Source organism: Streptomonospora wellingtoniae (genome assembly GCF_031845375.1).
Taxonomy (GTDB): Bacteria; Actinomycetota; Actinomycetes; order Streptosporangiales; family Streptosporangiaceae; genus Streptomonospora; species Streptomonospora wellingtoniae.
Genome location: NZ_JAVREK010000027.1, coordinates 19,975 through 34,588, shown reverse-complemented (window position 1 = coordinate 34,588; position 14,614 = coordinate 19,975). Strand labels below are relative to the sequence as shown.

Genomic DNA, 14,614 nt, shown 5'->3' with positions numbered 1-14,614 from the left:
GGCCGCGGGGCGTGCCGGGGGAGCGGGCGTGCGGAGGCAGAGCGTGCGCGGGAGGGCGGCCGGGCGCGGCGCCGGCACGCCCCGCGGGGCCCTTCGTCGGATTCTCCTGCGAAGAACCCGAGCGTGACGCACAATGGCCATTGCCGTACGTGGCCGACGGGACACGATGCGGCGCAACCGTCGGTCGAGCCCGCTGTGAGGTATGCGATGCGCGTGTCCCCGTCCGCTCCGGCAACCGCGGAATCCGCGGGCGGCGCACGGGCGGCCGCGGGCGCGCCGGTCCCGCCGGGCGCAGACGCGGGAGCGGCCGCCGTCCCGAGTGCGAGCCGTGCGCCGGCGGGAGGTGCCGCCGGCGAAGCCGAGCCGCCACTTCTGGAACGCCTGCCGGCACTGCTCGCCTACTACCAGCGCTGCCTGCGGCGCGAGGCCGTGCTGGGATCCGAGTGCCCACTGGGGGCGGATGCCCCGGACGGCGGTTCCGAGTCCGCGGTCGTGTGCCTGCCCGCCGGTCCGGAGCCGCTGTTCAGCGGCGGCGAGGAGGCGCCGCACCTACCCCCCTCGGTCGGCGCGCTGGTGCGGTCGGCCGCCGCGGGCGGGCGCACGCTGCGCTACGGTTACCCGCTGGTGCTGCTGCATCCGGGGCGCGGCGAGGCCAAGGTGGGCCTTCGGGCCGCTCCGCTGCTGGTGGCCGACATCGAGGCCGTCGACGACGGCGGCGGGTTGCGCGCGCGGGCGGTCTCCGGCGCCGAGGTCAACCCCGTCCTGCTGCGCGCGTTGGGTATCCACTCCGCCGCCGAGACCGCGGAGCTGCGCGCCTGGCTGCGCCGCGGCGCGACCGGTGCCGGTCCGGTGCCCGGCGGAAGCGGGCGCCGAGGTGTGAGGGGAGGCGGGGGCGCGAGCGCAGGCCGCGCCCGCCTGCCGCGCGACCTGGAGCAGACGGTGCGCGCCCTGCTGGTGGGGTTCGGGATCGAGCGCGCAGATCCCATCCTGCCGTCCCGGCTGCGCGACGCCCTTCCCGGTCCCGACGCCTCTCCGGGGGCGCGCAACGTCGCCGTGGTCTACACCGCGGGAGGAACCGGCGCGCCGGTTCCCGCCCGGGGGCCGGGGCCGGATGCGGACGACGCGACATCCCTCGCCTGCCTGGTCTCCGAGCTCGGCCGTCCGGCCGGAGGCGACGCGCTCCCGGACGGTGCCGCGCAGACCGCGCTTGGGGCGCTGCTCGGGGGACCCGGTCGGCCCGGCGCCGAACCCGGCGTCCCCCCGGTCTCCTCCGGGCAGCTGGACGAAGCCGGGCACCGGGTCGTCCTTGCCGCTCTCCGCGCCCCGCTCACCGTCGCCGCCGCACCGCCCGGCACCGACGGCGCCGGCTTGGCCGACGCGGTGCTGCGGACGGCCGCCGCGGCCGGGCTGACGGCGGTGCTCGGCGGCCGGGAGGACCGCGTGCTGGACCGCATCGCCGACCGCGCCGGACAGCCGCCCGGCCACACGGTCGCGCGCGCCGGCGGCCACGAACAGCGGGCCGCCGAGATGCGCGTGCTGGAGCGGCTGCGCGACCGCTCCGTACCCGGTACCGGCGAGGACGCCGACATCAGCGCTTTGCAGGCGCAGGCGGCCGGGGACTGGATGCGTGTCGAGAGGCTGCGCCGGTGCCTCGACGCCACCGCCGCCGAGGGCCGGACTCTGGCGCGGCTGGCCGAGGAACGCCGCTCGATGACCGACTTCGGCTGGTTGCCCGACAGGCACTTCGGCCCAGGTCGCGGTGGCCCCGCGTACTGGCTCGGCCGGGCGGAGCGCGCTTCGGGCGGCGGCTTCGCCGGGGCGAAGCACCGCGCGGCGATCCGCCGCGAACTGGGTGTCGAACCCTTTCCGGAGAACCTGCGGCGGCTGTGCCGGGTGGCGAGGATCGAGCGCGACTGGCGTGCCGCCTTGGAGCGCCGCCGCGGCGCCCCTCCTCCGGAGGAGTTCGCCGCCGCACTCGCCGAAGCCTTGGAGCGCCATCGGGCATCGGCCGGCGCGCTGGCCGAGGGGGTGGCCGCCCAGCGGGCCGCACGCAGCAGATCCGCCGTCCGGAGCCGGCTGGAGAGCCTGAACTGGTACCGGAAGCGCGGGGCGGCGCCGGCCGAGGCGGGCTCCGCAGCCGCGGCGCCGGGTGGCGGAACAGGTGCGGGCGACGCCGCGGAGGCCCTCCCCGCCGCCTGCCCCGGGTTCGCACCACTGCTCGGTGCCCTGCCGGCGTGGGCGGTCAACACCCGCGCGACCGGGTCCCTTCCCGAGGAGGCGGGCCTGTTCGACCTCGCGGTGGTCGTCGACGCCGACCAGCTGACCGTGGCTGACCTGGTCCCGCTGCTGTACCGGGCGAAGCGGGCTCTGGTCATCGGCGACCCGGCGCGCCCGGCGCGGTGGAGCGCGCTGCAACCGGGGGAGGACGAGCGCCTTCAGCGGGAGGCAGGGCTCTCTCCCGTGCTGCTCGGCAGGCACGCACTGGTCTACGCGAGCGACTCCGCCTACGCGGCGTGTGCATCCGCCGTCTCCGCCGCCGGGCGCCCCCCGCTGTGGCTGGAGGAGAACCGCGGCGGCCGACCGGAGGTCGCCGGGGTCGCGGCACGGCACTGCTACGGGGGCGGGTTCTCGGTGTCGGGCGTCGAGCGCGCTCGGGGCGGTGGCGCGGTCCGTCGACCGGTTCCCGGTCTCGGCGGCACCGCGGGCCGGAGCCGGGGGGAGTGGGACGGCGCCGCCCGGTCGGATGCCGACCGGTCTTGGGACCGGGCCGCTGAGGACGGCGCTGCGGAAGGCGGCGCGGTGGCCGAGCATGCTGCGGGGAACGGCGCAGCCGAGAGGGGCGCCGCTGTCGAGTGGCGCAACGGATTCGGCGAGTGCGAGCCGGTGCCGGGCGGCGTGTGCCTGAACCGCGCCGAGGCGCACCGGGTGGTGCGCACCGTACAGGAGGCCGACGCGCGGCTGCCGCGGTCAACGCGCCTGGCCGCGTTCTCACCGGTCCAGCCGCAGCGCGCCCTGCTGCGGCGGATTCTGGACCGGCGCTGCCTGGGGCGCGATGTCGCCGTCTACGGGCCCGCGGACCTCGTCGACGACGAGGACGACGCGGTGGACGTGCTCGTGGTCTCGGCGGTCTGCTCGGGCGCGCGTCTGCCCGAAAGCCTGCTGGAGCGGATGCGTAGCGCCGAGACGTGGTCGGCGGCGCTGGGGAGGACGGCAGAGCAGCTGGTCGTCGTAGGCGACCGCGCGTTCTGGCGGCGCGAGCGCGGCCCGCTGGCCGAGCTGGCCCGGAGCTTGGAGGCGGGCGGCGAGCCGGCGGCCGGTACCGCGGGGTTCCGGAGGCTGTCCCGGGTGCTGCGCGAGACCGGCGCCCGGGTCCAGCCGGGGCCCTTCCTGCACGGACATCGGGCCGACCTGCGGATCGAGACGCCACGGGGCCCGCAGCTGGTCCTGGTCGACGCCGCTCGCACGGGAGCCGAGCTGCGGCGGCTCTCGGCTCGTGCCGACGTGCTGGCGCAGCTGTCGGGAGAACCGGTCCTGCAGGTTCCGGAGTGGCGCTGCCTGCACGAACCCGAGGCGGTCGCGGGCGAAATAGGAGCCGGGACTGCGGCCGCGGCGGGATGAACCCGTCGGGCCGGGGCGCTGACGGCTCGGCCGTGCGGGCGGGCGGTACGCGGACGCGCCGGTCCTGCGGGGGCAACGTGCGCCGAAGCCGGCCTCCACCGGGCGCAGACTGCGGGTGTGAAGGCGGTGTGCCCGGCGGCGCGCGTGTCGCCGGGCACACCCAGACGTGCCCCAGGGCCGCGGGGGTCAGCTTCCGACCGGGTACTCCCTGGCGATTTGGACGTCGTTGTCGCGCTCGAAGTCGGCGATGAGGCGCTCCGCCTCGGCTTCGGTGTCGGCCTCTTCCAGATCCTCGTGGACCGCGACGAGCTCACGCGTCTGCTGCTCCACGTCGGCGGTGCGCAGAGCGGCGGCGGTGTCGGCGCTGGTGGCGCCGAACTCGCGGACGGCCGAGTAGTAGACGTCCGCCACTCCCTCGCACAGCCAGTCGCCGCCGCAGATCCCGTAGAGGTCGTCGCGGAAGTTGTTGTCGATCGCCAGGCGGTTGGCCTCGGTGAACCGGTTCTGCAGCTTGTAGTTGCGGTAGCCGAAGTCGTGGCGCTTGCAGCCGGGGTCGAAGTCGTAGCCGACCGGCTCGTCGGGGGACCAACTGCAGGAGTCGCTGCCCCAGTCGAGTTGGTCGCTGTAGGGCGCCTGGTTTCGGACGTCGATGAAGCTGTTCAGCGAGATGCCGAACAGATAGCTGTCAGTGACCTGCCTCAGTTCGCCGGGAGGGAGCGCGGCGGCGTTGGCGATCCCTGAACCGGTGAGGGCCAGGAGGCCGGCGGCGGAAGCGGCGATGACGGACTGTCCGACACGTCGAGCGGGATGACGCATGGGGGGATTCCCTTTCGGGGAGCCGTGGATGTTCGGGTCGCTGACGGGGTGACTACAGCTTGATAAACGACCGTGTTCGCTCCGCGAAAGAGGCGCGCGGGAAATGGGAAGTGATGATTGTGTAACTGCGTGGATACGTCGCGCTTCAGTGCCGTATCACTGGGGGGAGATTTCCTGAATTGCTCGAAGTTTCACCGCAGGTCGCGGCGGGTGCGTGCGTGGAACGCGGTTCGCGGCGGCGCGGCGGAGGTTTAGGCGGAAGAGAACCCGCTCGTGAGGGTGGCGGGCCGCGGTGACCGGTTCGGCGAGTCGGACCGTTCGCCGCGCCGCCGTCGTCCGCGGCACCGCCGTCGGCTACCCCTCCTGCTGAAGGCGTCGGCCGATGACGCCCGTGGTCAGGGAGTCGACGACCTCGTCCAGGTCCCCCAGGTGGCCGAGGTGGTCGGTGCGGCGGCGCAGCTCGGCGCGGATGGCCGAGGCGACCGGGTCGCTGCGCAGCACTTCGGCCAGCGGCTCCGGCTCCAGGGCCGCGCGCCAGGCGCGCAGGTTCTCCAGCCGCCCGTGGGAGACGGCCTCGCGCGACAGCGGGAACAGGGCGTCCACCCGCGCGGTCAGCGGGGTTTCGGCAAGCAGGTCGACGTTGAGGACGATGCCCGTGCCGTCCTCCCCGTCGCCGACATGGTGCACCTGCCACACACGGCCGTCGGTCAGGACCACCCAGGAGACGCCCTCGGCGCCGGCGTGCAGTTTCGCCTGGCGGAGGTTGCGCGCGTCGAGGTCGGTGCCGCACGGCTTCACCTCGATGAAGGCGAAGAGTTCACCGTCGAGGGTGATTCCGTAGTCGACGGATTCGCCTTTGGTGCGGTATTCGGTCGTCAGTTCACCGTATTTGTTGTAACTGAGGGCTTCGCTAAGGAAATCGGTGACGAGTAGCCGGGTGTCGCCCTCGTTCGCTCCGCGTTCCAGCAGGTCGGCCAGCGGCTGGGTGAATCGCTCGACGGCCTCGGAGATGCGGATGCGGGCGTCGGCCTCCCATTCTGGAGTCGAATCGCCGAACTCCGGGAATTCCGCGGTCCTGTTCAGAATCTGCGTAGCATCCGAGTCCATGGGGCGCCGCCCGTTCCCGTTCCGTGGCTGTCCTCCGGCCGGCCGCCGGAAGTGCGGAATACCGCCGGATCGGAACGATAACCCCCGCCCGTGGTCTTGGCAAAGCGGGGGAGAGCGGGTGCGCCGGCGGTTCCGCGGCTGTGCGCGGTGGGTTGTGCCGGACCGCTCTGCGCCTACGCCCGGTTCCGCGCTCGCCCGCGCCCTTCCCGGCTCGCCGATGCGCCCCCTGCCCCGGTCGCTCCTCCCCGCCTCTCGGCACCGCATGGCCGCCCTCCGACCCCGCCCAGCCCGTCTCCGCCGACCGTCCGCACCCCGCTGCCAGCGGATTTTCGCAGCACATCCCATGATCAGGCATTGACCCTTTGTGGACGCGTTCCTAACATCCGTAGTGAAGGTGAATCGGTTCAGTGGCCGTGAGGGCCGCCCCGTGCGTGGCGCGGCCGGCGAACCGATTCGATCCGAGCGGGATTGCGGGAAGGGTGAGCGTGGCCGTAGTGCGAGCAGACGCAGCGCGCTGGCCTCGGGCACCCGACACGTCGCGCCGAGGGCGGCGGTCCCTGCTCGCTCCTGGCCCGCGCTGGTCCCTGTCGCGCGAAAGCCCGCGACCCGCCGGGGCCCGCACGCCGGGAACGGGAGTCCACGGCCGGCACCCCGGCCCCCTTCGCCGGTTGGGAGCGCTCCCAGCGGCCCGGGACCGTGCCGAGGCCGGTCCCCGCGCCGCGCGGTGGCGCTCACGACGCCCCTTGCCCGTGTCCGCTGCGCCGACCGTGCGGCGGACCGACGACGACCGAGGACGGATGACCATGACTTCCAACGGACTCCCCGAGCTGCCCGCCGACTTCCTGTTCGGCGCGGCCACCGCCTCCTACCAGATCGAGGGCGCCGTCCACGAGGGTGGGCGCGGCCCGTCGATCTGGGACACCTATAGCCACACCCCCGGCGCCGTGGACCGCGGCGAGACGGGCGACGTCGCCTGCGACCACTACCACCGCTACCGGGAGGACGTCGCCCTGCTCAAGGAGCTGGGTGTGGACGCCTACCGGTTCTCCATCGCCTGGCCGCGCATCCAGCCCACGGGCAGCGGCCCGGCGAACCCCGAAGGGCTGGCCTTCTACGATCGCCTGGTCGACGAGCTGCTGAATGCGGGGATCGAGCCTGTCGCGACCCTGTATCACTGGGATCTGCCGCAGGCGCTTGAGGACGAGGGCGGCTGGCGCGTCCGCACCACCGCCGAGCGCTTCGGCGAGTACGCGCGCATTGTCGCCGACCGCCTGGGGGACCGGGTGGCACGGTGGATCACGCTGAACGAGCCGTTCTGCGCCGCGTTCATCGGCCACGCCATCGGGCGCCACGCCCCCGGCACCCGCGAGGGGACCCCCGCCATCGCGACCTCCCACCACCTGCTGCTCGCACACGGCCTGGCCACCGAGCAGCTGCGTGCCTCCGCCGCCGAGCACGGCCGCCGCGCCGAGGTGGGCATCACGCTCAACCTCGACCGGCTGATCCCGGCCACCGACTCCGCCGAGGACCGGGCCGCCGTCGACCGCGCCGAGACGCTGCACAACCGCGTCTGGCTGGACCCGCTGCTGGGCGGCACCTACCCGGAGAACGAGGCCGAGACCTGGGGCGAGCTCGCCGACGGGTCCTACCGACGCGACGGCGACCTGGAGATCATCGGCCGGCCCCTGGACTTCATGGGCATCAACTACTACCGCCCGACCAAGCTCAAGGACGCCCCCTACGACGAGGCCGACCCCGACCGCCGGACCGCCACCGACATCCGGGTAGCCGACGTGCCCTTCGACGGGGTGCGCCACACCCGGATGGACTGGCCGGTGGTGCCCGAGAGCTTCACCGACCTGCTGGTCGACGTGCAGCGCCGCTACCCGGACCTGCCGCCCGTCTACATCACCGAGAACGGGTCGGCCGAGGCCGACCAGGACCGCACCGGCGACCGCGTCCACGACAGCGAGCGCATCGACTACCTCCGCGGCCACCTCGGCGCCGTGGCCGATGCGGTCAAGGCCGGTGTGGACGTCCAGGGCTACTTCGTGTGGTCGCTGATGGACAACTTCGAGTGGGCGTTCGGCTACGACCGCCGCTTCGGAATCGTGCGCGTCGACTACGAGACCCTGGAGCGCACGCCCAAGGACAGCTACCACTGGTACCGCGACCTGATCCGCGAGCACGCCGCCAAGCGCGTCTGACCGGCCCGCGGCGCACCGCGCCGCGAGACGACTACCGGCCCCGCGCACGGCGAAGGCAGCGCCGCCGCGCGGGGCCGGCAACCGGCCCAGCCCTGTTGATCTTGTAGCCATCGTGAAGGAAAACGATTTCCATTTGCGATAGCTACAAGATCAACGCGGCTGGGCACAGGAAGCGTGCCCCAGTATCCCCGGCGCATCTCGCGAGGCGGTCCCTCCACGGGCCATGACAGGTGTCATGGCACTTCGCTGACATCGCCGACTACAGCACTCGGCCCTACGGCGGCGACGCTGGGGCGATGGACCCCGAACAGCCCTACGCGCACCCCTCCGCTCCGCCACCGCCCGAGCCGCCCCGCGCGCGCCCGCGCCGTCCTCCGGCCCCCCGCGCGCCGGGCCGTGTGTGGGCGGTCGCCTGCGTGCTGGGCGCCGTCGCCGCGGTAGCCGCTTACCTGGTGATGCCGGGCAAGCCGCCCGCGTCCGGCGGCCCGGAGCTGAAGGGGGACCCGGCACTCGCGGACTCGGTGGCCGCGACGATCGAGGGACGAGAGGACCGGGTGCAGTCGCTGGTCGTGCTGGAGGTCGACGGCGGCCGCACCCGCACGCTGATGGGGGGCACGACCGCCTCCGGCGAGTCCGTCACCGCACAGACCCCGTTCGAGACGGGTTCGGTATACAAGGTCGCCACCGCCATGACGCTGGCCGACCTCGCGGCCGATGGTGAGACCTCCCTCGACCGAACGCTCGGCGACGTCTTCCCCGACCTCGGTTTCACCTCCGACGCCACCGCGGACATCACCCTGGAGGAGCTGGCGACCCACCGCTCCGGGCTGCCCCGCATCCCCGCAGAGACCATGGTGGCGGGTGCGGCGACCCCCTTCACCCTCACCGACCCCTACCGGAGCATGCCGCCGGTGCTGGAGTCGCTCGCCGCGGCGGCGCCCGTGCAGGGCGGACCCGAGTGGAGCTACTCCAACTTCGGCTATGCCGTCCTGGGCGCCGCACTCGCCGAGGAGGCCGGCACCCCGTACCCGCGCCTGGTGCGGGAGCGCGTGCTGGACCCGCTGGGCATGGACGACACGGTGATGCGCGGCGCCGACCTGGAAGGCCTTCCCGAGGACGCCGCCTTGCCGCACGCGATGCCGGGCAAGCGCGCCGAACCGTGGAAGGCGCCCGACTACCTGCCCGTCGGCATCGGCACCTGGACCACCGCCGCGGACATGGAGAAGCTGCTGCGCGCGGTCATGGACGGGACGGCACCGGGGGCGGCCGCAACGGAGCCGACCCATGACGGGCCCTCGGACGAGACCCGGATCGGACTGGCCTGGCTCACCACGGACGTCGGCGACGGCGTCGACCTGGTTCAGCACAGCGGGGCGACCTACGGCTCCACGGCGTTCATCGGCTTCCGGGGAGACCGCGGAGCGGTCGTACTGTCCGACAGCTTCACCGCCGACGCCGCGGTCATCGGTCCCCGCGTGCTGGACACCCCCGACGTGGCTCCCCTGTCCGAGTCGCCGCGAGTGGGGTCGACGGCCCTGGGCTTGGCGGCCACCCTGCCGCTGGTGCTCCTGCCCGCTCTGCTGCCGGTCGCCCTGATGCTGCGCCGCCGCACTCTCGTGGGGCAGCGACCGCTGGACCGGTTGCGCGTGGTGTCCATGACGGCCGGGGCCTCCGCCTCCCTCCTGGCGGCGCTGGTGCTCGGCGACTGGGTCAGCACGCCGCCCGCGATGTGGGCCGCATCGGCGGGTGCGGTGGTCGCGGCGGGCGCGGTCGGAGTGTGGCACTGGCCGAGGCTGGCCACGGAGGGTGGCCGGTGGCGGTGGCTGCACACGGCCTTCTTCTGCCTCTCGGTACTGGTATCCGCCGCAGTGGTGCTCGCCGCTGCCGACGCGCTGCTGGCCGCCTACGGCTGATCCTGCGCCTCCTGCCCGCCGCGGCGCCGCGGCGGGCAGGAGGCCGGTGCGCCGGTGCGCAGCGCTGGGAAACTCCCCTGCGACGTGGCACGATTGTTCAGGTGACGAACAGATCGCCCGCCGAGCAGCATCTACGCGAGCTCTCGCGGCTGCGCCGAGTCCGCGACCGGATCGACCGGGAGTACGCGCAACCGTTGGACGTCGAGGCACTCGCGCAGGGTGTGAACATGTCGGCCGGCCACCTCAGCCGCCGGTTCCGGCTCGCCTACGGCGAGTCACCGTACTCGTACCTGATGACCCGGCGCATCGAGCGCGCGATGGCGCTGCTGCGCGGAGGTGGCCTCAGCGTCACCGAGGTCTGCTTCGCCGTCGGCTGCTCGTCGCTGGGGACCTTCAGCACCCGCTTCACCGAGCTGGTCGGCGTTCCGCCCAGCGTGTACCGCCGCGAGTCGGAGCGCGCCACGGCGGGCATGCCGGCCTGCGTGGCGAAGCAGGTGACCAGACCGGTCAGGAATCGAGAAGCGCCCGCCGCCCGGTCGGGCCTAGCGTGACTGCCATGGACATCAGCATTCACTACGCTTTCCTGCCGCACGAGGACCCGGAGGCGTCCCTGGCGTTCTACCGCGACATCCTCGGCTTCGAGGTCCGCAACGACGTCGGATACGGCGGGATGCGCTGGCTCACACTCGGCCCCGCCGACAAGTCCGGTACGGCCGTCGTCCTGTACCCGCCGGCGGCCGACCCGGGCATCACCGACGACGAGCGGCGCACCATCGCGGAGATGATGGCCAAGGGCACCTACGCCATGCTCGCGCTGGCCAGCACCGACCTCGACGGGACGTTCGCGCGGCTGCAGGCCGGCGGTGCCGAGGTCGTCCAGGAGCCGACCGACCAGCCCTACGGCGTCCGCGACTGCGCCTTCCGCGATCCCGCGGGCAACATGCTCCGCATCAACCAGCTCGCCTGACCGGCCGCAGGGCCGCGACCGCGACCCGCACCCCCGGCACCGCGGCGCGAGCCCGCGCGGCGGGCGCCGCACTTCGGGCCGGGAGCGCGGGCCTGCGCGGCAGGGTCGGCCGGAGCGGCGGGGACGGCCGCGCCGCCCGCGCCGCCCGCGCCGACCAGTCAGGCGGCGGACCGCAGACGCGGCCGCGCCGACGAACGAACCGCACTGGGCACGGCCCGCAGCCGAGCCGGGCGACGCCGACGGAGGCCGCGAATGCGGCCCGTGAAGCAGATGGAGGCAGGATGAGCACGGCCACGGGGACGGAAACGCAGCCGCCCGCGCTGCACACCGCAGACAGCCACGACCTGATCCGCGTGCACGGAGCGCGTGTGAACAACCTCGACGACGTCAGCGTCGCGATCCCCAAGCGCCGCCTGACGGTGTTCACCGGGGTCTCCGGGTCGGGTAAGAGCTCGCTGGTGTTCAGCACGATCGCCGCGGAGTCCCAGCGGATGATCAACGAGACCTACAGCGCCTTCGTGCAGGGCTTCATGCCGACCCTGGCGCGGCCCGACGTGGACGTGCTCGACGGCCTGACGACCGCGATCATCGTGGACCAGGAGCGGATGGGCGCCGACGTCCGGTCGACGGTCGGCACCGCCACCGACGCCAACGCGATGCTGCGCATCCTCTTCAGCCGCCTCGGGCAGCCGCACATCGGCTCGCCCAACGCGTTCTCCTTCAACACCCCCTCGGTCCGGGCGAGCGGCGCGATCACGGTCGAGCGCGGAAACAAGAAGACCGAGAAGCAGACGTTCACCCGCGCCGGAGGCATGTGTCCGGCCTGCGAGGGCCGGGGCACGGTCTCCGACTTCGACCTGACCCAGCTGTTCGACGACTCGAAGTCGCTCACCGAGGGCGCGATCACCGTCCCCGGCTACAAGTCGGACAACTTCTGGACCGTCCGCGTCTACGCCGAGTCGGGCCTGCTCGATCCGGACAAGCCGATCCGCGACTACACCGAGACCGAGATGCGGGACTTCCTGTACCGCGAACCGATGAAGGTGAAGGTCGACGGCGTCAACCTCACCTACGAAGGGCTGATCCCCAAGATCCGCAAGTCGATGCTCTCCAAGGACCGCGAGGGGATGCAGCCCCACATCCGGGAGTTCGTCGACCGGGCCGTTGTGTTCACCCCCTGTCCCGACTGCGGCGGCACCCGGCTCAGCGAGGCCGCCCGGTCGTCGCGCATCGACGGGGTCAACATCGCCGACGCCTGCGCCATGCAGATCAGCGACCTGGCCGAATGGGTCGGCGGCCTCGGCGAGCCGTCGGTGGCGCCGCTGCTCGCCAAGCTGCGCCACACCCTCGACTCCTTCGTGGAGATCGGCCTGGGCTACCTCTCCCTCGACCGGCCGTCGGGCACGCTGTCGGGCGGCGAGGCGCAGCGCACCAAGATGGTCCGCCACCTGGGCTCCTCGCTCACCGACGTCACCTACGTCTTCGACGAGCCCACCACCGGCCTGCACCCGCACGACATCCAGCGGATGAACGACCTGCTGCTGCGGCTGCGGGACAAGGGCAACACCGTACTCGTCGTAGAGCACGAGCCCGAGACGATCGAGATCGCCGACCACGTGGTCGACATCGGGCCCGGCGCGGGCCGGCACGGCGGCAGGATCGTGTTCGAGGGCGCTGTCGAGGGCCTGCGCTCCGCCGACACGCTCACCGGCCGCCACCTCGACGACCGCGCGCGCCTCAAGGAGGCGGTGCGCACGCCCAAAGGCGCGTTGGAGATCCGCGGGGCGAACGCGCACAACCTGCGCGACGTCGACGTGGACATCCCGCTCGGTGTTCTCACGGTCATCACCGGCGTGGCCGGCTCCGGCAAGAGTTCGCTCGTGCACTCGTCGGTGCCTGCGGGCGCCGGGGTGGTGTCGATCGACCAGGCGGCGATCCGCGGTTCGCGGCGGAGCAACCCGGCGACCTACACGGGACTGCTGGAGCCGGTCCGCAAGGCGTTCGCGAAGGCCAGCGGTGTCAAGCCCGGCCTGTTCAGCGCCAACTCCGAGGGCGCCTGCCCCAACTGCAACGGCGCCGGCGTCGTCTACACCGACCTGGCGATGATGGCCGGCGTCTCGACGACCTGCGAGGAGTGCGACGGCAAGCGCTTCGACGCCTCGGTGCTGGAGTACCGCCTCGGCGGCCGCGACATCAGCGAGGTGCTCGCGATGCCAGTGACGGAGGCGGCGGAGTTCTTCGGCGCCGGTGAGGCGCGGACACCGGCCGCGCACCGGATCCTGGAGCGCCTGGAGCAGGTGGGGCTGGGCTACCTCAGTCTCGGCCAGCCGCTGACCACGCTCTCCGGCGGCGAGCGGCAGCGGCTCAAGCTGGCCACGCACATGTCCGAGAAGGGCGGCGTCTACGTCCTCGACGAGCCGACCACCGGCCTGCACCTGGCCGACGTCGAGCAGCTGCTCGGGCTGCTCGACCGGCTCGTCGACTCCGGCAAGTCGGTCATCGTCATCGAGCACCACCAGGCGGTGATGGCGCACGCCGACTGGATCGTCGACCTCGGCCCCGGAGCAGGCCACGACGGCGGGCGCGTCGTCTTCGAGGGCACGCCCGCCGATCTCGCCGCCGCCCGCTCGACCCTCACCGGCGAGCACCTCGCGGCCTACGCCGGCGCCTGAGTGGCCTTTGGGCAACCGCATGATCACCGGTCCCCGGGCCCCACCCCGTTGATCTATTCCCAAAACAGCGGAGCTAGCACCTCTGACCTGGGCAAACGCACTCCATCGCGAGACGCCCACGAAATCCCGTTATCGTTCCGTGACATTCTCTGGAGTGGGTCTGGAGCGGGCCGGTTCACCCTCGTTTTGTTCCTCCGGTACGGCCGACCAGAGGGAGGCCCCACACAGCTTGTAGCTATCGTGAAGGAAAACGATTTCCAGTGACGATAGCTACAAGATCGACGGTGCTTTCGCTGCGAGGCGGTCGCAGACCTCCAGCAGCCGGGTGCGCAGCGCGTTGGCCCGCTCGGCGAACGCGCGCTGGGCCTCGACGTAGGCGGCCTTGCCCTCCGGCGTCTCGATCGCGACCGGTTCGTAGCCGTGGTCGCGCAGGTCGTAGGGCGAGGCGCGCATATCCAGCTCGCGAATGTCGCGCGCCAGCTCGAAGCAGTCGACCACCAGCTCGCCGGGCACCCCGGGGGAGAGCTTGTAGGCCCACTTGTACAGGTCCATGTTGGCGTGCAGGCAGCCCGGCTGGTCCAGCTCGACCTGGGACTCCCGGGTGGGCCGCAGCCGGTTCAGCGGGCGCGCGTCGTCGGTGAAGAACCGGAAGGCGTCGAAGTGCGAGCAGCGGACGCGGTGCGACTCCACGACGCGGTCGGTGCCCTCGGAGCCCAGACGCAGCGGCACCTGGGCGTGGCGGACCCCCTCGGGCGGCAGCCGGTAGACCATCGCCCACTCGTGCAGCCCGAAGCAGCCCAGGTGGGCCGGCCGCTCCTGCACGGCGCCCAGCAGGGAGCGGACGAACTCCGCGGTCGCGCCGCGCCTGGCGGCGAACGACCGCAGGTCCAGCGTGCGGCCGTGCACCCGGCGCCCCTCGGCGTCGGTGCCGGCGGTCTCGCGGTACCAGTCTCCGTCGGCGGGCCGATGGCCGTCGCCGGCCAGCAGCACACCGGGGCCGGGGTGCCAGCGGCGCAATTGCGCGGGACGATGGCTGTAGTAGGTGAAGAGGAAGTCCTCCACCGGGTGGGCGACGCCCCGGCGGCGCCGGTCGAGGTGTGCGGCAAGCAGAGCGTCGACGCGCGCGTTGTGGCTCTGTTCGCGCTCGCGCCACGTGTCGGCGGCGAGCACGTCGAGCCCGCCGGAGAGCGGGGCCGCCTCGGCCGCGGTGCCGGTGTCCATCGCCTTCAGCATAGGTCGGCGCCCCAACCGCACCGTCCGCGCAGGTGGCGCGGGACGGATGCGGCGGGGGAGCCCAGGCGCGGCGGCGCGGAC

9 protein-coding genes are annotated in these 14,614 nt (G+C 73.1%); 6 read left to right on the top strand and 3 right to left on the bottom strand.

Annotated elements, in window-relative coordinates:
* Positions 1 to 207 precede the first annotated feature (207 nt).
* Positions 208 to 3,618 (top strand): hypothetical protein, encoded by a 3,411-nt coding sequence (locus RM446_RS21175; RefSeq protein WP_311547142.1) that lies wholly within the window; start codon positions 208 to 210, stop codon positions 3,616 to 3,618.
* A gap of 186 nt (positions 3,619 to 3,804) precedes the next feature.
* Here the strand turns inward: RM446_RS21175 and RM446_RS21170 are convergent, their stop codons facing one another.
* Both RM446_RS21170 and RM446_RS21165 read right to left on the bottom strand, forming a co-directional pair.
* On the bottom strand, positions 3,805 to 4,434 hold the full coding sequence (locus tag RM446_RS21170; protein WP_311547141.1) for a phospholipase: 630 nt from the start codon (positions 4,432 to 4,434) through the stop codon (positions 3,805 to 3,807).
* Positions 4,435 to 4,788: 354 nt separating this feature from the next.
* Positions 4,789 to 5,541: a hypothetical protein gene (locus tag RM446_RS21165; RefSeq protein WP_311547140.1), complete on the bottom strand. Its 753-nt coding sequence runs from the start codon at positions 5,539 to 5,541 to the stop codon at positions 4,789 to 4,791.
* Between the two features lie 803 nt (positions 5,542 to 6,344).
* Between RM446_RS21165 and RM446_RS21160 the strand changes: the two genes are divergently transcribed.
* The 5 genes from RM446_RS21160 (at position 6,345) to RM446_RS21140 (ending at position 13,300) form a co-directional block, all read left to right on the top strand.
* Positions 6,345 to 7,748 (top strand): GH1 family beta-glucosidase, encoded by a 1,404-nt coding sequence (locus RM446_RS21160; protein ID WP_311547139.1) that lies wholly within the window; start codon positions 6,345 to 6,347, stop codon positions 7,746 to 7,748.
* A 230-nt stretch (positions 7,749 to 7,978) separates the two neighbouring features.
* On the top strand, positions 7,979 to 9,661 hold the full coding sequence (locus RM446_RS21155; protein WP_311547138.1) for a serine hydrolase domain-containing protein: 1,683 nt from the start codon (positions 7,979 to 7,981) through the stop codon (positions 9,659 to 9,661).
* A gap of 101 nt (positions 9,662 to 9,762) precedes the next feature.
* Positions 9,763 to 10,212, top strand: coding sequence for a helix-turn-helix transcriptional regulator (locus RM446_RS21150; RefSeq protein ID WP_311547137.1), 450 nt, complete (start codon positions 9,763 to 9,765; stop codon positions 10,210 to 10,212).
* 5 nt (positions 10,213 to 10,217) lie between these two features.
* Positions 10,218 to 10,628 (top strand): VOC family protein, encoded by a 411-nt coding sequence (locus RM446_RS21145; protein WP_311547136.1) that lies wholly within the window; start codon positions 10,218 to 10,220, stop codon positions 10,626 to 10,628.
* A gap of 281 nt (positions 10,629 to 10,909) precedes the next feature.
* Positions 10,910 to 13,300: an excinuclease ABC subunit UvrA gene (locus tag RM446_RS21140; RefSeq protein ID WP_311547135.1), complete on the top strand. Its 2,391-nt coding sequence runs from the start codon at positions 10,910 to 10,912 to the stop codon at positions 13,298 to 13,300.
* Between the two features lie 270 nt (positions 13,301 to 13,570).
* Here RM446_RS21140 and RM446_RS21135 read toward each other — a convergent pair whose 3' ends face one another.
* On the bottom strand, positions 13,571 to 14,521 hold the full coding sequence (locus RM446_RS21135) for a 3-methyladenine DNA glycosylase (RefSeq protein WP_311547134.1): 951 nt from the start codon (positions 14,519 to 14,521) through the stop codon (positions 13,571 to 13,573).
* Positions 14,522 to 14,614 lie beyond the last annotated feature (93 nt).

Coding starts and splice junctions, on each gene's coding strand:
- RM446_RS21175 (WP_311547142.1), top strand. CDS start 208: ATGCGCGTGTCCCCGTCCGCTCCGGCAACCGCGGAATCCGCGGGCGGC.
- RM446_RS21170 (WP_311547141.1), bottom strand. CDS start 4,434: ATGCGTCATCCCGCTCGACGTGTCGGACAGTCCGTCATCGCCGCTTCC.
- RM446_RS21165 (WP_311547140.1), bottom strand. CDS start 5,541: ATGGACTCGGATGCTACGCAGATTCTGAACAGGACCGCGGAATTCCCG.
- RM446_RS21160 (WP_311547139.1), top strand. CDS start 6,345: ATGACTTCCAACGGACTCCCCGAGCTGCCCGCCGACTTCCTGTTCGGC.
- RM446_RS21145 (WP_311547136.1), top strand. CDS start 10,218: ATGGACATCAGCATTCACTACGCTTTCCTGCCGCACGAGGACCCGGAG.
- RM446_RS21140 (WP_311547135.1), top strand. CDS start 10,910: ATGAGCACGGCCACGGGGACGGAAACGCAGCCGCCCGCGCTGCACACC.
- RM446_RS21135 (WP_311547134.1), bottom strand. CDS start 14,521: ATGGACACCGGCACCGCGGCCGAGGCGGCCCCGCTCTCCGGCGGGCTC.